Source organism: Paucibacter sp. DJ2R-2 (assembly GCF_025717675.1).
Taxonomy (GTDB): Bacteria; Pseudomonadota; Gammaproteobacteria; order Burkholderiales; family Burkholderiaceae_C; genus Paucibacter_A.
On record NZ_JAJIRT010000010.1, the window covers coordinates 64049 to 84181 of the forward strand.

Genomic DNA, 20133 nt, shown 5'->3' on the forward strand with positions numbered 1-20133 from the left:
TCGGCGTCTGTAGCTCGGCGTTCAGTCGTGAACGCTGACCAGATCGCGGTAGGCATGCCAGCTGGCATGGCCCAGCAAGGGCACGATCAGCACCAGGCCGACCATGAAAGTGGCCATGCCCAGCAGGGTCAGCAGCATGATGATTGCGGCCCACAAGGCCACCGGTGCGGGGTACTCCATGACCACGCGCCAACTGGTGAAGACGGCGCCAAGCACGCCGATGTCGCGGTCCAGCAGCAGGGGCACGGCGACCAGGGTGGAGGCAAACACCGGCGCGGCCAGCAAGGCGCCCAGGGCCAACCAGGCCTCGAACAGGTGAGAGTCTTCGTTGAGCACAACATGGCGCACGAAATCGATCGGTTCGCGGATGGCGTGGCCACTGAAGCCGGTGATCAGCGAGGCGGACGTCATCACCCAGCCCGTGCCGGCAAAGGCCAGCAGCACGCCGAACACCACCAGGCGCCCGTCGCGCGGCCACCAGGTGTGCAGCACGGTGTGCAGGCTCGGGGTCCGACCCAGCTCCAGGTCACGGCTGATGACATAAAGGCCGGTGGCGAGGATGGGTGCGACCAACAGGAAGCCGCTGAAGGCCCCGGCAAGCAGCCAGAAATGGTGGCGCGCCAGCAGCACGATCAGACTGCCGGCCAGGGCCATGGCCAAGCCGTGGGCCAGGGAGGCCCCAGGGCAGCGCCACATATCGTGCCAGCCGCGTGCCAGCCAACCCAGAGGGCGCAGGGCAGGAATGGGCTTCACGCCGAATTTGCGTGATTGGGCCAGGGCTTTTTCGGTGTCCAGGAAGGGCATGGGCGGGATCAGGTCTCAGCAGCAATGGTGCCATGCTCGCACGGTCATGTCCTTGATGCCCATCAAGACAAACACGGGTGGGCCACTGGATGGCGCCCGCGCTGCACTCTGCTCAGGCGGGCAGGCTCACTGCGTCGAGCAATTCACTCTCGATTTGAAGCTGGGCGCGGTTCTGCTGCAGCGCAGGCCCATCGACGAGAAAGGTGTCTTCCACCCGCTCGCCCAAGGTGGAAATCTTGGCCAGCTGAAGATTGATGCCGTGGCGGGCCAGCACCCGGGCAATCGCGTAAAGCAGGCCAGCGCGGTCGCTGGTGCTGATGGACAGCAGCCAGGCCTGGCCGCGTTCATCGGGTCGCAGGGCAATGCGCGGCGTGTAGGGGAAGCTCTTGACCCGGCGCGAGAGCCGGCCACGGCGCGGCTCGGGCAACGGGCCTTGGGCCAGCAAGGCCTGGCTCAGCTTGGTTTCAACCAGGGAGACCAGGTCTCGGTGGTGCAGTTCCAGATCGGGGCTGATGACCTGGAAGGTATCCAGGGCGAAGCCGCGTCGGGTGGTGTGGACCTTGGCATCGAGGATGTTGAAGCCGGCGCCGTCGAAGTATCCGCAGATGCGGGCGAACAGGTCCTGGCGGTCTGGCGAATAGACCAGCACCTGCAGGCCTTCGCCAATCGGCGAGGGCCGGGCCTGGACCACCGGCGTGGCGGTCTGCACATGGCGCCAGAGCGAGCGTGCATGCCAGGCCAGCTCGCCCGCTTCATGACGGGCGAAGTAACTGATAGCCAGGGTGTCCCAGAGCGCGGTCTCGGTGCCGGGCAGCATGGAGTGCAGGGCCAGGCTGTGGCGCGCTTCGTTCTTGCGCGCCTCAATGTCGGCGGCCAGATTGGGTTGGGCGCCGCCCAGGGCGCGCAGGGCCAAGCGGTAGAGGTCTTCCAGCAGCTTGCCCTTCCAGGCATTCCAGACCTTGGGGCTGGTGCCGCGGATGTCGGCCACGGTCAGCAGGTAGAGCGCCGTCAGGTGGCGGGCATCACCGACGGTGGCGACATAACGCTGGATCACTTCGGGTTCGGACAGGTCTTCCTTTTGCGCCACACGCGAGTGGGTCAGATGGTGCTGAACCAGGAAGACGACCAGCTCACTGTCCTCTTTGCTCAGGCCGTGGTCGCGGCAGAAGCGCCGCGCGTCGTCACCGCCGAGCTCGGAATGGTCACCGCCGCGGCCCTTGGCCACATCGTGGAAGAGGGCGGCGATATAGAGCAGCTCGGGCTTGTCCCACTGCGCCGCCAGCTGCGAGCAGAAGGCGTACTCGTGCGCATGCTCTGGGATGAAGAAGCGCCGCACATTGCGCAGCACCATCAGGATGTGCTGGTCCACCGTGTAGACGTGGAACAGATCGTGCTGCATCTGGCCGACGATGCCACGGAACACCCAAAGGTAGCGCCCCAGCACCGAGGTCTGGTTCATCAGCCGGAAGGCGTGGGTCTGGCCCTCGGGTTGGCGCAGGATCTGCATGAAGGTGGCGCGGTTCACCGGGTCGCGGCGGAAGGCCGCGTCCATTTGCGCGCGGGCGTTGTAGAGCGCGCGCAAGGTGCGGGCCGACAAGCCCTTGATGCCGGGCGTCTGCTGGTAGACCAGAAAGGTGCGCAGGATGGCATGGGGCTCGCGCTCGTAGAGCTCGTCGCTGGCCACTTCCAGCATGCCGGCGCGGTCCAGGAACTGCTGCTCATGGCCCGGAATGGGGCGCATCAGACCCTGCTGGGAGCCGTTGATCTGTTCCTCCAGATTCAGCAAGAGGATCTGGTTCAGCTGGGTCACGGCCTTGGCTGCCCAGTAGAAACGCCGCATCAGCACTTCCGAGGCGCGCTGGGCCTTGCTGGACTGGTAACCGAAGCTCTCGGCCACGGCGGTCTGCAGGTCGAAGACCAGGCGGTCTTCGCGTCGGCCGGCCACCGCATGCAGGCGGGCCCGGATCAGCTTGAGCAGGCCTTCGTTGCGCTGCAGTTGGCGGCTCTCGAAGGCCGTGATGAGGCCACGTGCGGCCAGGGCTTTCCAAGTATGGCCCAGGCCGGCGGCGCGGGCGATCCAGATCAGCACCTGCAGATCGCGCAGGCCGCCCGGGCTTTCCTTGCAATTCGGTTCCAGCGAGTAGGGCGTGTCCTCGAATTTCGTGTGCCGCTGTCGGGCCTCCAGCGTCTTGGCGCGCAAGAAAGCGCTGACGTCGAGATGCGCATGCTGGCCCTGCACCATCTGCTTGAACAGCGCGCGTGCGCCGGCCAGCGGCCGGGCTTCTAGCAGGGCGGTCTGCACCGTCACATCGGCGGATGCTTCCTGCAGGCATTCACCAAGTGTGCGCACCGAGGAGCCCAGCTCCAGGCCGATGTCCCAGCAGGCGGTGATGAAGGCTTCGATGCTTTGCTTGACGGCGCCGGGCTGGTGCGATTCGACCCCGTCCGGCAGCAAGAGCAGCACATCGACATCGGAGTAGGGGAAGAGCTCGCCGCGGCCATAACCGCCCACGGCCACCAGACAGAAACCGGGCGGCATCTCGGCCTGGGCCCAGAGCTGCTGCAGCACACCGTCGACATGGCGGGCCAGCTGGCGCAGCAGACGCTCGGCGGCGCGCTGGGTCGGCGGCGCGGCGCGGAACGCTTCGATCAGCGCCTGCTTGCCGCCCTTGAGCTGCTGGCGCAGCTCCGTGATGCTGCTGGCCATGGCGGCGCCTCTCAGGTGCAGGTGCTGGTGATGAAGGCGGGCAGGGCGGGGCTGCCCTCGGACAGAGTGAAGACCTCGTAGCCGGTCTCGGTGACCATCAGCGTGTGTTCCCACTGGGCCGACAGCGAGCGGTCCTTGGTGACGATGGTCCAGCCATCGCCGGTTTCCTTGATCTCGCGGCGGCCGGCATTGATCATGGGCTCAATCGTGAAGACCATGCCAGGCACCAGCTCCTCCAGCGTGCCGGGGCGGCCGTAGTGCAGCACCTGCGGCTCTTCATGGAAGACCTGGCCGATGCCGTGGCCGCAGAACTCGCGCACGATGGAAAAGCCGTTGCTCTCGGCATAGCTCTGGATGGCATGTCCGATGTCGCCCAGGCGAGCGCCGGGCTTGACTTTGGCGATGCCCTTCCACATGGCCTCGTAGGTAAAGGCGCACAGGCGCTTGGCGGCGATCGAGCCCTCGCCGACCACAAACATGCGGCTGGTGTCGCCATGCCAGCCATCCTTGATCACGGTGACATCGATGTTGACGATGTCGCCGTTCTTCAGCGCCCGGTCATTGGGAATGCCGTGGCAGACCTGGTGGTTGATCGAGGTGCAGATGGACTTGGGGTAGGGGATGTAGCCGGCCGGCGTGTAGTTCAGCGGCGCGGGAATCGCTTGCTGGACATTGACGATGTAGTCATGCGCCAGCTTGTCGAGTTGTTCGGTGGTGATGCCCGGTTTGACATGCGGGGTCAGCATGTCCAGCACCTCGGAGGCCAGGCGCCCGGCAATGCGCAAGGCCGGAATGTCGGCGCCGGATTTGATCGTGATCGTCATGGGCAGGGATTTTACGTGCTGCGCCGGCGCCTTGCCCTGCCTACCATCGCGGCTTTGCCCGCGGCGACGGGAGGGGGCAGCGATGAGACAGGCAAGCGAGGCCGCCTCGGGAGGCGCGGGTTTAAAGCCCTCGGAGACCGGCGCCAGACCCTCGGCCCATCGGCTCAGCGCCATCGATCTGCTGCGCGGCTTGGTGGTGGCGCTGATGGCGCTGGACCACACGCGCGACTTCTTCGCCCCCTTGAATTTCAACCCGCTGGACCTGAGTCAGAGCAGCCTGGCCTGGTTTCTGACGCGTTGGATCACGCATTTGTGCGCGCCGACCTTTGTGCTCTTGGCAGGCATGTCGGCCTGGCTGCGCGGCCAGCGGCACAGCCGTGCGGACATGAGTCGCTATCTGCTGGGCCGGGGTGCTTTGCTGGTGCTGCTGGAGCTGAGCTGGGTCAGCTTCAGCTGGCAGTTTGGTTTTGAGACCCTGATCTTGCAAGTGATCTGGGCGATCGGCGTGGCCATGATGGCGCTGGGCCTGCTGATCTGGCTGCCGCGCTGGGCCGTGATCGCCGTGGCCGCCGGCCTGATCCTGCCGCACAACCTGCTCGATGCCTGGCATGGCGAGGGTGCCAGCCGGGCCTTCATGCTCTGGCACCAGGGCGGCTACTTCAAGCCGGCCGCCGCCGGGCCGGGGGTGATGGTGGTGTATCCGCTGATGCCCTGGATCGGCTGGATGGCGGCCGGCTATGCGCTCGGGCCGCTGCTTCGCTGGCCGGCGGCGCAGCGTCAACGCTTCCTGCTGCTGGCGGCCCTGGGCTTGTTGCTGGGTTTTGTGCTGCTGCGTGCCACGGGTCTTTACGGCGACCCGCATCCCTGGGTGGCCCAGGGCCGGCCGCTCTGGCATGAGGCCCTGGCCTTCATCGACGTGCACAAATACCCGCCCTCGCTGCTCTACTTGGCCATCACCGGGGCCTTCACCCTGGCCGCGCTGGCCCTGCTGGAGCGAGCGATGGAGGGCGGGAGTTTGCAAGCGCCCGCGCCGCTGATGCTGTTCGGCCGCCACGCGCAGTTTTTCTACCTGCTGCACATCGCCATGATCCATGGGCTGGCGGGCGCCTGGTACTGGCTGCGCTACGGCGCCTTGCCCAGCGACGGGGCACACATGCCGGCCGGCTATGCGCCCTCGCTGTGGGTCTGTTACGGCGCCTGGCTGGGCGTGCTGGGCCTGATGTGGGTGTTGTGTCGGGCCTGGAGCCGCTGGCAGCGGAGCCGGACTCAGTCCTTCCAGACGATGATGCCGAAGTAGGACGTCACCAGCACGATCACGCCGAAGACGATGCGGTAGTAGGCGAAGGGCACAAAGCTGTGGCTGGAGATGTAGCGCAGCAGCCAGCGCACGCAGACCCAGGCGCTGATGAAGGAGAACAGCAGGCCGACCGCGAACATGGGCACATCGGCCATGCTGAGCAGGGCGCGCTCTTTGATCAGGCTGTAGGCGCCGGCGCCTATCAGGGTCGGGATGGCCAGGAAGAAGGAGAAGTCAGTCGCGGCCTTGCGCGACAGGCCCATCAGCATGCCGCCGATGATGGTGGAGCCCGAACGGCTGGTGCCCGGCACCATGGCCAGACACTGGATCAGGCCGACCTTGAGCGCGTCCAGCGGCGTCATATCGTCCACATGGGCGATGCGCACGGCGGCCTGCTGGCGGCGTTCGGCCCAGAGGATGATGAAGCCGCCGATGATGAAGGTGCTGGCCACCACGGTGGGTGTGAACAGATGGGCCTTGATGGCCTTGCCAAACAGCAGGCCCAGGATCACGGCCGGCAGAAAGCCTATGGCGACATTGAGGGTGAAGCGGCGGGCGCGGGCATCCGAGCCTAGACCTGTGGCCACTTCACGCAGGCGCTGCCAGTAGACCAGGATGACGGCGAAGATGGCGCCGGTCTGGATGGCGATGTCGAAGACCTTGCTCTTGGCATCGTCGAAGCCGAGCAGGGCGCCGGTCAGGATCAGGTGTCCGGTGGACGAGATGGGCAGGAACTCGGTCAGCCCCTCGACGATGCCCATGATGGCGGCCTTGATCAGCAAAACGATGTCCACGCAGGGCACTCCCTCTCGGTTTTGAAATGGCCGCGATGATAGCCCGCCCGGGTTTCAGCGCTTCGGGCGGGCTGACTGAGCCCGCATAAGATTCTTTACCTGCTGACCGTGCGAGCCTGCCTCACAATCGGGGCCGTCGCTGCCAGCGCACCCGGCTCCTGCTGGGTATGCTGCGGCCCGGCCATCGCCAGCTGTCTGACTGGCAGAAGTTGCAATGCTGTTCGCGCGGCCACTGCCGCGTCTTGCCTGAGAGTGTTCCGCGCATGAAGCCTTGGATGAAGATTGCTGTGCCCGTGCTGGGCTTGATTGTTCTGCTCGCCCTGGGCGGCAAATGGATGCAGAGCCGTCAGCCCGGCGCAGCGGGTGCAAGCGCAGCCAAGACGCCGCCGGCGCTCATGCTGACCGAGATGGACCTGCTTCAGGTGCAAAAGCAGCGTTTTTCCCAAACCCTGGAAATCAGCGGCAGTCTGAAGGCTCGCGAGTCCGTGCTGATCAAGGCCAAGGTGGCGGGTGAGTTGCTGCGGCTTGATGTGCGCGAAGGCGACACGGTTCGAGCCGGCCAGGCCCTGGGCCAGATCGACCCGGTCGAGGTGGATCTGCGCCTGCGCCAGGCCCAGGAGAATGCCGCCGCGGCCAAGTCGCAGCTGGACATCGCCCAGCGCAATCTGGACAACAACCGCGCCCTGGTGGCTCAGGGCTTCATCTCCGCCACTGCCATGGAGACCGCCAGCGCCAGCGCTGCCGGTGCCCGTGCGACTCTGCAGGCGGCCGAGGCTGCGGTCGGCCTGGCGCGCAAGGCCAAGGCTGATGCCCAGCTGATCTCGCCGATTGCCGGCCAGGTGGCGCAGCGCCTGGCCCAGCCCGGCGAGCGCCTGGCCCTGGACGGCCGGGTGCTGGAAATCGTCAATCTGAGCCAGCTGGATCTGGAAGCGGCCGTGGCGCCGGAGCTCAGCGTCGGGCTCAAGCCCGGTGCCCTGGCGCAGTTGCAGATCGAAGGTCTGGCGGAGCCGGTGCCGGCCACGGTGGCGCGCATCAATCCGGCCACGCAGAGTGGCTCGCGTGCGGTCATGGTCTATCTGCGCCTGGACGGCCGACCGGGCCTGCGTCAGGGCATGTTCGCTCGCGGCCGCATCCTGCTCGAGGAACGCGAGGCCCTGGTCGCGCCCGCCTCCAGCCTGCGCCTGGACAAGGCCAAGCCCTATGTCTTGCAAGTGGTCGACGGCCGGGTCAAGGCCCAGACCGTGGAGCTGGGGCAGGCCGGCGAAGGCTTGTTCGGTGGCCGCAGCGTGGCGGTGCAAGAGCTGCGCAGCGGCGTGGCTGCTGGGGCGCTGCTGCTTGCACTCTCGGCCGGCCAGGTGCCGGAGGGCACCGTGGTGAGTCGGGCGCCAGCCAACGCGGCGGTCTCAGCCTCCGCCCCTGCCGCCGCCTCACGCTGATCGGGTCGCCGCCATGTGGTTCACCCGCGTTTCCATCCAGAACCCCGTCATGGCCGTCATGGTCATGCTGGCCTTTGTCGTGCTGGGCTTGTTCAGCTACCAGCGCCTGTCGGTCGATCAGTTTCCCAATATCGACTTCCCCACCGTGGTGGTGCAGATGGACTATCCGGGCGCTTCGCCCGAGATTGTCGAGAGCGAAGTCACCAAGAAGGTGGAGGAGGCCGTCAACACGGTGGCCGGCATCAATGCCCTGACTTCGCGTTCCTACGAGGGCAGCTCGGTGGTCATCATCGAGTTCAACCTCGATGTCGACGGCCGCAAGGCCGCCGAGGATGTGCGAGAGAAAGTGGCGCTGATGCGGCCGAATCTGCGCGATGAGGTCAAGGACCCGCGCATCTCGCGCTTCGACCCGCAGAGCACGCCCATCTTCAACGTCGCCATCCTCTCGGAAGACGGCAAGAAGAGCACGCAAGAGCTGACCACCTGGGCCACCCAGGTGCTGCAAAAGCGCCTGGAGAATGTGCGCGGCGTGGGCTCGGTCAGCGTGGTGGGCGGCCTGCAGCGTCAGATCCAGCTGCAGCTGCGCCCGCAGGCCATGGAAGCGCTGGGCATCACGGTGGATCAGGTGCTGGCCGCCGTGCGAAGCGAGAACCAGGAACTGCCCATGGGCAATCTGCGCTCGCTCGAGCAAGAGCGGGTGGTGCAGATCAATGCCCGGCTCAAGCGGCCCGAGGACTTCCGCGACATCGTGGTGGCACGCAAGGGCGGCGCTTCGGTTAAGCTCTGGCAGGTGGCCGATGTGGTGGACGGCCCGCAGGAGGTGGAAAGTCTGGCGCTCTACAACGGCCAGCGCACGGTGCTGCTGAGCGTGCAGAAGAGCCAGGGCGAGAACACCATCGAGGTGGTCGATGGCCTGCAGCGCGCGCTGAAAGACGCGCAAGACCTGACCCCGCCGGGCGTCAAGGTCGAGGTCAACCGCGACAACTCGCGAGCGATTCGCGTCTCGGTGGCCAATGTCAAACGCACCCTGTTCGAAGGCGCGGCGCTGACCATCCTGATCGTGTTCCTGTTCCTGAACAGCTGGCGTTCGACCGTCATCACCGGCCTGACCCTGCCGATCGCCCTGATCGGCACGTTCTTGTTCATGTATGCCTTCGGTTTCACCATCAACAACATCACCATGATGGCGCTGAGCCTGTGCGTGGGCTTGTTGATTGACGACGCCATCGTCGTGCGCGAGAACATCGTACGCCATGTGCAGATGGGCGCCACGCCGCGCCAGGCGGCGCTCGATGGCACGGCCGAGATCGGCCTGGCGGTGCTGGCCACCACCTTGTCCATCGTCGCGGTGTTCCTGCCCATCGGCTTCATGGGCGGCATCGTCGGCAAGTTCTTTCATGAGTTCGGCATCACCATCGTCGCGGCGGTGCTGATCTCCATGTTTGTGAGCTTCACCCTGGACCCGATGCTGTCCAGCGTCTGGCATGACCCGCAGGCGCATGGCGTGCACCGCGGGCCGCCGGTGACGCTCTACGACAAGACCTTGGGTCGTGTGACCGGCGCGGTGGACCGCTTCACCAACTGGTTGTCGGCGGGCTATCAGCGCATTCTGGCCTGGTCGCTGCGCCACAAGGGCGCAACCCTGCTGATCGCGCTGGCGACCTTCTTGTCCAGCTTTGTGCTGCTGGCCGGGGTGGGCAAGGAGTTCGTGCCCAAGGCCGACCTGTCGGAGACGCAGATCAATTTCTACACGCCCGTGGGCTCGGCCCTGGAGGTGACCGAGGCGCGCGCCAAGCAGATCGACGCCTTGCTGCGCGAGCTGCCCGAGGTGCGCTACACCGTGGCCACCATCAACAGCGGCTTTGCTGCCGGCAAGATTTACGGTGCCATCTACGTGCGCCTGGTGGACCGCAAGGATCGCCAGCGCAGCGTGGCCGATCTGGCTGAACCGATGCGCCAGCGCCTGGCCACCGTGCCCGGCATCACCGTCACCAACATCGGCCAGACCGATCTGGGCGGCGGCAAGAGCTTGCAGTTCTCCATCCAGGGCAGCGACTTGGGCGAGCTGGAGCGCATCTCCAAGCAGGTGGTTGCGCGGCTGCAGAAGATCCCCGGCCTGGTGGACCTGGACACCACGCTCAAGCCCAACAAGCCGACGGTGTCGGTCGAGGTGAAGCGCGATGTGGCGGCTGATGCCGGCCTCAACGTCAATGCTCTGGCGGGCACGCTGCGCACCTTGCTGGCCGGCACCACCGTGGGCAACTGGCGCGCCTCGGACGGTGAGAACTACGATGTGCTGGTGCGCTTAGGTCCACAAAGTCGCGACTCTCTGACTGACTTGCAGCGCATGCCCATCAATCTGCCGGCTGCCGCCGACGGCATGCCGCGGGTGATGGCCCTGTCTCAGCTGGCCGATGTGAAGGCCTCGACCGGGCCCAACCAGATCAACCGCCGCGATATGGCGCGCGAGATCACCATCGACGCCAACGCCCTGGGTCGAAGCTCGGGTGAGGTGTCGGCCGACATCAAGAAGGTGTTGGACGAGACCGCCTTCCCGCCTGGTTACCGCTACAGCTTCGGCGGCTCGACCAAGAATATGAACGAGTCCTTCCAGTACGCCGTGGGCGCACTGGGCCTGGCCGTGGTCTTCATCTACATGATCTTGGCCAGCCAGTTCAAGAGCTTCTTGCAGCCGCTGGCGCTGATGAGCTCGCTGCCGCTGACCCTGGTGGGTGTGTTCCTGGCGCTGCTCTTGTTCCGCTCCACGCTCAATATGTTCAGCGTCATCGGCATCGTCATGTTGATGGGTCTGGTGACCAAGAACGCCATTCTTTTGATCGACTTCGCCATCCGCTCGCGGGCCGGCCAGCATGGCAACGGGGTGGATCAGGAACCCATGGAGCGCGAGGCGGCCTTGTTGCATGCGGCCCATGTGCGGCTGCGGCCGATTCTGATGACCACCCTGGCCATGGTCTTCGGCATGGTGCCCCTGGCTTTTGCTCTGAGCGAGGGCTCCGAGCAGCGCGCGCCCATGGGGCAGGCGGTGATTGGCGGGGTGATCACCTCCTCGCTGTTGACCTTGGTGGTGGTGCCGGTGATCTATTGCTATCTGGACGATCTGGCCGCCTGGGCGAAACGGCGCTGGACAGGAAATAGAATTCCCGCTGTACCGGGCATGGCCGACGCCGCCGCCGCGGATTGACAGCACAACACGGAAAGACTGACTGAGATGAACATCGAACAAGCCCGCTTCAACATGATCGAACAGCAGATCCGCCCCTGGGACGTGCTGGACGCTGGCGTGCTGCAGCTGCTGGCCGTGGTCAAGCGCGAAGATTTCGTGCCGCCGGCCAGCAAGGGCCTGGCCTTCATGGACACCGAAGTGGCCCTGGCCGGCGGCCAGCGGATGCTGGCCCCGCGCGTCGAGGCCCGCCTGCTGCAAGAGCTGAAGGTGGCGCGCCATGAGAAGGTGCTGGAAGTCGGCACCGGTAGTGGCTTCATGGCCGCGCTGCTGGGCCACCGCGCTCAGCGCGTGCTGAGCCTGGAAATCAACCCCGAGCTGGCTGCCCAGGCCACGCTCAACCTCAAGCGCGCCGGTGTGCTCAACGTGACCGTGCTGGAGCAAGATGGCTCCCAAGGCTTGGCCAAGGAAGCTCCGTTTGACGTGATCTTGCTGTCGGGCTCGGTGGCCGAGGTGCCGGCGGCGCTGCTGGCTCAGCTCAAGGTCGGAGGCCGCTTGGCCGCCATCGTGGGCGAAGAGCCGGTGATGCGCGCCCAGCTGATCACCCGCGTGGACGAGAAGAACTACCGCACGACCGAGCTCTTCGACACCGTGGCAGCTCGCCTGCAAGGCTTCGCCGAGCGCAGCAGCTTCCAGTTCTGAGATGCAGCCCTCGCTGAGCGTGACTGATTTTCACGCGCTGTGTGCGCGCAGCGCACCTGGGGCGGACGCGGCGCGCTTGCCGCTGCTTCTGGATGTGCGTGAGCCCTGGGAAGCGGCGCTGGCCAGCATTCGCATCGAGGGCGTACCGGCGCTGTTGATTCCCATGGGGCAGCTGCCCGAGCGTCTGGACGAGCTCGACCGCCTGCAATCCATCGTCTGTTATTGCCATCACGGCATGCGAAGTCAGCAAGTCGTCGCATTTCTGCAGCGCCAGGGCTTCGATTCCGTCTATAACCTCGCCGGTGGCATTGACGCGTGGTCGCTGCAGGTGGACCCTGGCGTGCCGCGCTATTGATGACCAAACCCAACAAGCGTGCATCCCGCTAGGATCACGGCTCAGGACTCAAAAAGCTAATCGCTGACAAGGAAGCTCATGCGTGACCCACGTGCTATTAATTCGCGCCATTCCTCCAACCCGGGCCGTGCCCTGAGCCGTATCGGCATGGCGCTGGCGCTGTTGATGGCCGGCGCTGGCAGCGCTCAGGCGCAAAGTCTGCAGGAGCTGTACGACGCGGCCCGCGCTTTCGATGCGCAGTTTCTGTCGGCCCGTGCGCTGGCGGATTCGGCCCAGTACAAGGCGGCTCAGGCCGATGCCTTGGCGCGGCCCAGCCTTGGCCTTGGGGTGACGGCCAAGCGCGACGAGACCGACCCGCCGAAAATCGGCCGTGTCGGTGCCAGCACGCTGTCGGCCGGTTTGCAAGGCAAGTACGCCTTGTACAACCCGGGCAACAAGCTGACCATCGCCCAGGCTCAACTGGGTCTGACCGTTGCCCAGGCCGACCTGGAGAGCGCCGAGCAGGACCTGATCGTGCGTGTCGCGCAAGCCTATTTCGATGTGTTGGGTGCACAAGACGTGCTCGGCACGGCGCGCGCCAGCAAGGCCATGATTTCTGAGCAGCTGGCCTCGGCCAAGCGCAATTTCGAAGTCGGTACCCAAACCATCACGGACACCCGCGAAGCGCAAGCCCGCTACGACCTGGCCCTGGCCACCGAGATCGCGGCTGAGAACGATCTGCGCATCAAGAGCGTGACCCTGGACCAACTGGTCGGTCGTAACGGTGTGACGCCCAAGCCCCTGGCCGTGCCCGTGGCCCTGCCGGCCGTGACGCCGCTGACCGTGGATCCTTGGGTCGCTCAAGCGGAAGAGATGCACCCGCTGATTCGCAAGGCCCGCATTGGCCTCGATGTGGCCAAGCTCGAGATCGGCAAGGCCCGCGCGGCTGACGGCGTGACGGTCGATTTGAACGGTACTCTGGGCGCCCAGGATGCTCGTGGTTCCGGTGCCCAGCTCAAGGGCACGACTGGCACGGCCAGCCTCGGCGTGACCCTGAGCCTGCCGCTCTACACCGGCGGCGCCACGCAGAACCGCATCAAGGAAACCCTGGCCTTGGAAGAGAAGTCGCGCAACGACCTCGACTACGCCCGTCGCGCCGTGTCCGAGGGCACCAAGCGTGCCTTCTTCGGCGTGCAGTCGCTGACCGCACAGGTCAAGGCGCTGGAAGCGGCCGAGTCCTCGTCCAAGCTGGCGCTGGAAGCCACGCAACTGGGCTACAAGGTCGGCGTGCGGGTCAATCTGGACGTGCTCAATGCCCAGACTCAGCTCTTCAACACCCAGCAAAACCTGGCCAAGGCGCGCTACGACGTGGTCATGACCAGCCTCAAGCTGCGCCAGGCCTCGGGCCAGCTCAAGCCTGACGATGTGTCGGCCGTGAATCAGCTGCTGGCCAAGTAAACGCTGCGGGCTCCGGCCTGCTCAGCCCGCCCGAGCTAGCTGCTCCGGCGGGCTTTTTCTTGGCCGCGCCCGGGTCTGTCATGGTGGCTGGGCGAGAATAGCGGCCATGCTTTACTTGCTCTCTCCCGCCAAGTCACTGGACTATGAAACCCCGGTTCCCGAAGCCCTCAAGCCGCTGATCAGCCAGCCCCAGTTCACCGCTCAGTCGAGTGAATTGATTCAGGTGCTCAAGACCCAGACGCCGGCGGACATCACCCGCCTGATGGACCTGTCCGATGCCTTGTCTGAACTCAATGTGGCCCGTTACCAGGCCTGGCGCCCACGCTTCACCGAGAAGAACAGCAAGCCGGCCGTGCTGGCCTTTGACGGCGATGTCTACGATGGCCTGCAGGCCAAGACCTTGAATGCCGAGCAATTGCAGTGGGCGCAAGCCCATGTGGCCATCCTCTCGGGCCTGTATGGCGTGCTGCGCCCCATGGATTTGATGCAGCCCTACCGCCTGGAAATGGGCACCCGCTTGGCCAATCCGCGCGGCAGCAATCTCTACCAGTTCTGGGGCGACCGACTGGCCGAGCACCTCAACGCCCGCGCGGCGTCCAGCCAGGTGCCGGTGATCGTCAACCTGGCCTCGCAGGAGTATTTCAAGGCTGCCGATCGCAAGGCCTTGCAGCCGAGGGTGTTGGAGTGCGTGTTCGAGGATTGGAAGAACGGCCAGTACAAGATCATCAGTTTCTTTGCCAAGCGTGCGCGTGGCCTGATGGCCCGCTTCGCCATCACCGAGGGTGTAGACACGCCGGCTGGCCTGCTGGACTTCAATCTCGACGGCTACCGCTACCATGCCGAAGTGTCGACACCCGAGCGCCTGGTGTTCCGTCGTCGTCAGGCCGATTGAAGGTTTTCCATCCCTTTTCTTTGTCCCTCAGTTCACCATGAGTGCACAACAACTGATCACCGCCGATCTGCGACAGTGGATCGCCTCGCAGCTGGCCCAGGGTTGCAGCCAGGAACAACTGCTGGTCGCCATGCAAAGCAGCGGCTGGGACGCCTCGGTGGCCGCTACAGCCTTGGCACAGACCTTGGATCCGTCGCTGGTTCAGCCCATGGCTGCAAATCCCACCATCAGTCAGGCGGTGCGCGACGCGGCCGCTGGCAGCCCGGTGCCCGAGCCGGATTTGAGCCGCGGCGCGCCAGTGTTGCAGGTTGGCGACCGTGCCGTGCGCGTGCTGCTGAGCCTGCGCCACCCCCGCGTGGTGGTGTTCGGCGGTTTGCTGTCCGATGAAGAGTGCGACGCCATGGTGGCCCAATCCGAGGCGCGCCTGGCCCGCTCGGAGACGGTGGCAGCCAAGGACAGCGGCAGCGAGGTCAATGCGGCGCGTACCAGCGAGGGCATGTTTTTCGAGCGTGGCGAGAACGATCTGATCCGCCGCATCGAGGCGCGCCTGGCGGCGCTGATCAACTGGCCGGTCGATCACGGCGAAGGCCTGCAGGTGCTGCGTTACCGCCCTGGTGCCGAGTACTTGCCGCATTACGATTACTTCGACCCTGGCATGAGCAGCACGCCGGCCATCCTCAAGCGCGGTGGTCAGCGGGTCGGCACCTTGGTGATGTACCTCAACACGCCGACTGCGGGCGGCGCCACCATTTTTCCGGACATTGGCCTCGATGTCTTGCCGGTCAAAGGCAATGCCGTGTTCTTCAGCTATGACAGGCCGCAGCCCCAGACCCTGACCCTGCACGGCGGTGCGCCGGTGCGCGAGGGCGAGAAATGGGTGGCGACCAAGTGGCTCCGTCAGGGCGTGTTTGTTTGAATGAGGGGAATTTGAGAGTGATTCAGGAGTTGCAAGTCATGAGCCATAAGAACATCGTCATCGCCCTGTGCGCTGGTCTGCTGGGCGCGCTCAGCGCCGGTGCAGCGCACAGCCAGATCAGCAGTCAAGGCACGGTCATCCAGACTCCCCAGCCGGTGGCGCCGGCAGTGGTGGGCCTGCATCAGATGGAAGATGCGGCGGCTGCGGCCAAGCAAGCGTCGCCAGATGTGGCGGCCAAGGCGAGCAAGAAGGCGGCCAATAAGGCGGCCAAGAAGGCTGGCAAGGCTGCAGGCCAAGGGGCCAGTAAAGCGTCTGCCAAGGCGTCCGGTGCCAAGGGTAAGAAGCCTGCGGCCAAGGGCGGCAAGACCAGCAAGAAGAAGGCCCATCAGGCCGCGGCCAAGCGCAAGGCGCATTGAAGACAGGCAGCTGCATTTGTCAGGCGCCTGAAGTCGGGAGACTTCGGGCCTGAGTGCAGGAGCGGTGAGTCTCGGCGCTCAGCTCCGCAAAGGCAGCTGGCTTTGCTTCAGTTGCCGCAGCACAAAGCTCGACTTGCTGTGGCGGATGCCCGGGATCTTGTACAGGCGCTCGCGCAGCAGGCGCTCGTAGTCGCGCGTGTCCGAGACGGCGATGCGCACGTAGTAGTCGTAGTCGCCCGAGACCAGGAAAGCCTCCAGCACTTCTGGGATCTGCTCTAGCGCGCGGCCGAATTCGAACAAGGCCTCGTCGGAATGGTTGTCCAGAGTCACCTGCACGATCACGGTGTCGGCCAAGCCGATCTTGGCGGCATTGAGCCGCACGGCATAGCCCTCGATCACGCCGGCTTCCTCCATGCGTTTGATGCGCGCCCAGCAGGGTGAACTGGTCAGGCCAACCCGGCCGCTCAGCTCCTGCAGGCTGATGCGGGCGTCCTGCTGCAGGCAGGCCAGGATGGCGAAATCGAATTTATCGAGCTTCATGCTGCGGAAGTTTAGCTCTGCAGCAAATTTTGCTTATGGCTTGCTGATTCAAGGAAAAATTCGGCAGCCTTTGCTGACGCTTCTTGGGCACAGTGCTGGCATGAGTGCATTGCCCGAAACCTTGTTCGCCGCGGATCTCGATCTCGCCCCGGTTCTTCAGCCCGCCGTCCCGAGCAACGGTGCGCAGGCCTTGATTGCCAGCCTGTTGGCTCTCGGTGTGGATACCGTGTTCGGCTACCCCGGCGGCGCCGTGCTGCCGCTTTACGACGCGCTGCATGCCGAGCCGCGTCTGCACCATGTGCTGGTGCGCCACGAGCAGGCGGCCGTGCATGCGGCCGAGGGCTATGCGCGCAGCACCGGCCGGCTCGGTGTGGTGTTTGTGACTTCAGGGCCCGGCATGAGCAACACCACCACCGGCCTGCTGGATGCGCTTTGCGACAGCATTCCGGTCCTCTGCGTCAGCGGCCAGGTGGCGACCACGGCCATCGGCACCGATGCCTTCCAGGAATGCGACGCCCTGGGCATTTCCAAGCCGGTGACGAAATGGAATGTGCAGATCCGCGCGGTCGAGCAGGTGGCGGCCACGGTGCAAGAGGCTTGCTGGCGCGCATGCGGCGAGCGACCCGGCCCGGTGCTGATCGACTTTCCCAAGGACATCCAGCTGCAGGCGTTGCCGACCCCGCAATGGCGGCCGCCGATCCAGGCCGAGTTGCCGCCGCCGCGTGTCGACGCTGAGGCCGTTGCGGCAGCGCTCGACTTGTTGGCCGCAGCGCAGCGTCCGGTGTTTTACGGTGGTGGTGGCCTGATCAACTCGGGCGCCACGGCCTGCGCCAGTTTCCAGCGCCTGGTTCGGGCCACCGCTGCGCCTTGCACCCTGACCTTGCTCGGCTTGGGCGCGTTCCCGGCCTCCAGCCCGCAGTGGCTGGGCATGCTGGGCATGCATGGCAGTCTGGAGGCCAATCTGGCCATGCATCACGCCGACCTGATCGTTTGTGTTGGCGCGCGCTTTGACGACCGCGTCACCGGTCGCCTGGACAGCTTCTGCCCGGGTGCCAAGGTCATTCATCTGGACATCGACCCGGGGTCCATTGGCAAGGTGGTGCCCGCTGATGTGGCTTTGCCCGGTGATTGTGCGGCCACGCTGGCTGCCCTGGAACAAGGCTGGGTCAGGCGGGCGCAAATCCTGGATCTGCGCGCTTGGTGGGCGCGCATCGCCACCTGGCGTGCCGCCGATAGTTTCGGTTTTGATGACCCTGGCGTCGGCGCCATCCTGCCGCAGGCCTTGATGCGCCAGCTGCAGCAGGCCACCGAGCAGCAGCGGCCGGGGCAGGGCGCCATCGTCTCCACCGATGTGGGCCAGCATCAGATGTGGGCGGCCCAGCATTTGCGCTTCGAGGCCCCCGGGCGCTGGCTGACCTCGGGGGGCGCAGGCACCATGGGCTACGGTTTGCCCGCCGCTTTGGGGGCGCAGATCGCATACCCGGATGAGCTGGTGGTCTGCGTCAGTGGCGACGCCTCGGTGCTGATGAACATCCAGGAAATGTCGACGGCCGTGCAGCACCGCCTGCCGGTCAAGCTGGTGCTGTCCAACAACGGCCGCATGGGCATGGTGCGGCAATGGCAGGAGTTGATCCACGGCGGCCGCTACAGCCACAGCTACACCGAGGCCTTGCCGGATTTCGTGGCCCTGGCGCGTGCCTTCGGCTGGCAGGCTCTGCGGGTCGAACGGCGCGAGGACCTGGACGCCGCGTTGCAGCAATGCCTGGCCAGCGCGGGGCCGTTTTTTCTCGATGTTCAGGTCCTGGCCGAAGAAAACTGCTTCCCCATGATTCCGGCGGGCGCCGGCCATCAGGAAGTCTGGTTGGGCAAAAACAAGGCCTATGTGGAACCCGGCTTAGATCAGCCCGTGTCTTGACACGCTATCCGGCTGGCCGTCGGCTGTTGTGATCGTGATGAAGCGACTTGTTCCCGTGCCATGGCCTGCCGCAACTGCTAAATTGAAGCGCCAGTGACAGCAGTGCGGCCCTGAAGGCGCCTGTTTGATCACACGGATCCAAGGCGGCGCTTTTCAGCCAGTTGCTCATGCAGACCCTGTCAATACGGACCTACTTGCTGCTGCTCTTCCTGGCCACCGCTGTGCCGGTGTTCGGTTTGCTGGGTCTGGGTATATATCTGGACATGCAGCACACGGTGGAGCAGACCAAGACTTCCTTGCGGACCTTGGCAGCGACCATGATTCGCAACACCGGCGGCAGCTTGAGCAAGGCGCAGCAAAGCCTAGAACGCTTGGCTGCGCGGCCACAGGTGCAGCTGATGGATGAGCAGCAATGCGACCCGGCGCTAGCTGGCTTGCTGTCTATGAACCCGGCCTATGCCAATGTGGTCTATGCCAATCTCGAGGGTCGGGTGCTGTGCTCGGCTCATCCCCTGCCCGGGGGCAAGGCGGTCAGCGTGCAGGACACCCCTTGGTTCCAGGAGTTTCTGCGCGAGCCTCGCCCCATGGTCGGCCTGCCCCACAAGGGTTTGATCACCGGAAAGTGGGTTTCGGTCGTGGCAAGCCCGGTGCGCAATGCGCGTCAGGAGCTGGTCGGTGCGGTCTACCTGCCGCTGGACTTGAGCAGCTTCAACCCCAATGTCCCCGATCAGTGGCTGCCGGCCGAGAGCCGTTACGGTTTCATCGCGCGTGATGGCACGCTGATCTGGCGCAATCTCGATCCCGAGGGTGTGATCGGTAGCAAGCCCAATTCAGAAGCCGCACGCCGCATCGCCGAGATCGGCAGCGGTGAGTTCGAGAGCCTGGCCGTTGATGGCGTCCGGCGCTATTTTTCCGTGCAAGTCATGCCGGAGACCGGTTGGGTCGCCTTTGTCGGGGTGCCGGCCACGGTGGTCTATGCGGAATCCCGACGCCGTGCCGTGCTGGCCTTGGTCGTGGCTTTGGCTGCCTTGTTGACGCTGACTCTGATGGCCGTTTTGATCGCCCGGCGCATCACTCGGCCGATCGCGCGTTTGGAGGGCATCACCCGGCAGATCCACAGCGGCGAGTTCGGCGCACGCCTGGTGCCTGAGGGGCCGCGTGAATTGCGGGAGGTGGCGGAGGCCTTCAATGCCATGACGGCGCGCATGGAGCTGTCCACGCGCCAACTGGAGGCCGAGATCAGGGAACGCAAGGACATGGAAGACCAGATTCGCCTGCTGGCGGTGCTGGACCCGCTGACTCAATTGCCCAATCGCCGCCTGCTGATCGACCGTTTGGGCCAAGCCATCTCGATGAGCAAGCGCAGCACCTGTCACAGCGCCCTGATGTTCGTCGACTTGGACCAGTTCAAGCCGCTCAATGACCGGCATGGTCATGTGGCCGGCGACCAGCTGCTGGTGGAGGCGGCCGGCCGCTTGCGGCGCAATGTGCGCGAGCAGGACACCGTGGCGCGCTTCGGTGGCGATGAGTTCGTCGTGCTGACGGTCGAGCTGAGCGGCGAGGCAGAGGTTGCTCGCGCTCAAGCCGCGGTCATCGCAGAAAAGGTCAGACAGGCGCTGGCCGAACCCTATGTCTTGCGCCACCAGTCGGATGGCTATGCTGCCAACCTCGAACTCGAACCTGGGGTGGAGGGGCTTGCCGAGTCCTTCAGCTACCCCTGCACGGCCAGTATTGGTGTGGTGGTGTTCCGTGCCGGCGAGGTCGATCCGGCCGAGATCTTGAAACAGGCCGACCAGGCCATGTACCAGGCCAAGCACTCAGGCCACAACCGGGTTTGCTTTTACGGCGCGCCGGCGTGAAGCACAAAAAAAGCCAGGCCGCGTGAGCAGGCCTGGCTTTGTTCCGAGCGACCGGGCC

At 65.3% G+C, this 20133-nt stretch carries 16 protein-coding genes; 11 read left to right on the plus strand and 5 right to left on the minus strand.

All coding sequences use genetic code 11. From position 1 onward, the window contains the following. Positions 1 to 21: 21 nt before the first annotated feature. The 3 genes from LNV28_RS20095 to map form a co-directional block, all read right to left on the minus strand. Entirely contained in the window at positions 22 to 804 is a 783-nt protein-coding gene (locus LNV28_RS20095; RefSeq protein WP_263520369.1) for a DUF2189 domain-containing protein, read from the minus strand. 112 nt (positions 805 to 916) lie between these two features. Continuing rightward, positions 917 to 3511: a [protein-PII] uridylyltransferase gene (locus LNV28_RS20100; protein ID WP_263520370.1), complete on the minus strand. Its 2595-nt coding sequence runs from the start codon at positions 3509 to 3511 to the stop codon at positions 917 to 919. Positions 3512 to 3522: 11 nt separating this feature from the next. Continuing rightward, positions 3523 to 4335 (minus strand): type I methionyl aminopeptidase, encoded by an 813-nt coding sequence (gene map, locus LNV28_RS20105; protein ID WP_263520372.1) that lies wholly within the window; start codon positions 4333 to 4335, stop codon positions 3523 to 3525. Between the two features lie 82 nt (positions 4336 to 4417). Between map and LNV28_RS20110 the strand changes: the two genes are divergently transcribed. Beyond that, positions 4418 to 5632, plus strand: a complete 1215-nt coding sequence (locus LNV28_RS20110; RefSeq protein ID WP_263520373.1) for an acetyltransferase domain-containing protein — start codon at positions 4418 to 4420, stop codon at positions 5630 to 5632. Here LNV28_RS20110 and LNV28_RS20115 read toward each other — a convergent pair. Beyond that, on the minus strand, positions 5602 to 6426 hold the full coding sequence (locus LNV28_RS20115) for an undecaprenyl-diphosphate phosphatase (RefSeq protein ID WP_263520374.1): 825 nt from the start codon (positions 6424 to 6426) through the stop codon (positions 5602 to 5604). The two genes, LNV28_RS20110 and LNV28_RS20115, sit on opposite strands and share 31 nt — an antisense overlap. Positions 6427 to 6701: 275 nt before the next feature. Between LNV28_RS20115 and LNV28_RS20120 the strand changes: the two genes are divergently transcribed. The 8 genes from LNV28_RS20120 to LNV28_RS20155 all read left to right on the plus strand — a co-directional run bounded on the left by LNV28_RS20120 (position 6702) and on the right by LNV28_RS20155 (position 15761). Beyond that, positions 6702 to 7862: an efflux RND transporter periplasmic adaptor subunit gene (locus LNV28_RS20120; RefSeq protein WP_263520375.1), complete on the plus strand. Its 1161-nt coding sequence runs from the start codon at positions 6702 to 6704 to the stop codon at positions 7860 to 7862. 13 nt (positions 7863 to 7875) lie between these two features. Continuing rightward, complete coding sequence (locus LNV28_RS20125; protein WP_263520376.1) at positions 7876 to 11064, plus strand: efflux RND transporter permease subunit; 3189 nt, start codon at positions 7876 to 7878, stop codon at positions 11062 to 11064. A gap of 27 nt (positions 11065 to 11091) precedes the next feature. Further along, positions 11092 to 11745: a protein-L-isoaspartate O-methyltransferase family protein gene (locus tag LNV28_RS20130; protein ID WP_263520377.1), complete on the plus strand. Its 654-nt coding sequence runs from the start codon at positions 11092 to 11094 to the stop codon at positions 11743 to 11745. A 1-nt stretch (position 11746) separates the two neighbouring features. Next, positions 11747 to 12100, plus strand: coding sequence for a rhodanese-like domain-containing protein (locus tag LNV28_RS20135; RefSeq protein ID WP_263520378.1), 354 nt, complete (start codon positions 11747 to 11749; stop codon positions 12098 to 12100). A gap of 78 nt (positions 12101 to 12178) precedes the next feature. Beyond that, positions 12179 to 13537 carry a TolC family outer membrane protein gene (locus tag LNV28_RS20140; RefSeq protein WP_263520379.1) on the plus strand — a complete coding sequence of 453 codons (1359 nt, stop codon included), beginning with the start codon at positions 12179 to 12181 and terminating at the stop codon, positions 13535 to 13537. A gap of 106 nt (positions 13538 to 13643) precedes the next feature. Continuing rightward, positions 13644 to 14429 (plus strand): peroxide stress protein YaaA, encoded by a 786-nt coding sequence (yaaA, locus tag LNV28_RS20145; RefSeq protein ID WP_263520380.1) that lies wholly within the window; start codon positions 13644 to 13646, stop codon positions 14427 to 14429. Between the two features lie 37 nt (positions 14430 to 14466). Further along, positions 14467 to 15345: a 2OG-Fe(II) oxygenase gene (locus tag LNV28_RS20150; RefSeq protein ID WP_263520381.1), complete on the plus strand. Its 879-nt coding sequence runs from the start codon at positions 14467 to 14469 to the stop codon at positions 15343 to 15345. Between the two features lie 38 nt (positions 15346 to 15383). After that, complete coding sequence (locus LNV28_RS20155; RefSeq protein WP_263520382.1) at positions 15384 to 15761, plus strand: hypothetical protein; 378 nt, start codon at positions 15384 to 15386, stop codon at positions 15759 to 15761. 78 nt (positions 15762 to 15839) lie between these two features. Here the strand turns inward: LNV28_RS20155 and LNV28_RS20160 are convergent, their stop codons facing one another. Then, positions 15840 to 16301 (minus strand): Lrp/AsnC family transcriptional regulator, encoded by a 462-nt coding sequence (locus tag LNV28_RS20160; protein WP_263520383.1) that lies wholly within the window; start codon positions 16299 to 16301, stop codon positions 15840 to 15842. Between the two features lie 100 nt (positions 16302 to 16401). On the opposite strand from LNV28_RS20160, the gene ilvB reads away from it, so the two are divergent. Continuing rightward, positions 16402 to 18216 (plus strand): biosynthetic-type acetolactate synthase large subunit, encoded by a 1815-nt coding sequence (gene ilvB, locus LNV28_RS20165; protein ID WP_263520384.1) that lies wholly within the window; start codon positions 16402 to 16404, stop codon positions 18214 to 18216. A gap of 167 nt (positions 18217 to 18383) precedes the next feature. Further along, positions 18384 to 20075: a GGDEF domain-containing protein gene (locus tag LNV28_RS20170; RefSeq protein WP_263520385.1), complete on the plus strand. Its 1692-nt coding sequence runs from the start codon at positions 18384 to 18386 to the stop codon at positions 20073 to 20075. Positions 20076 to 20133: the final 58 nt, after the last annotated feature.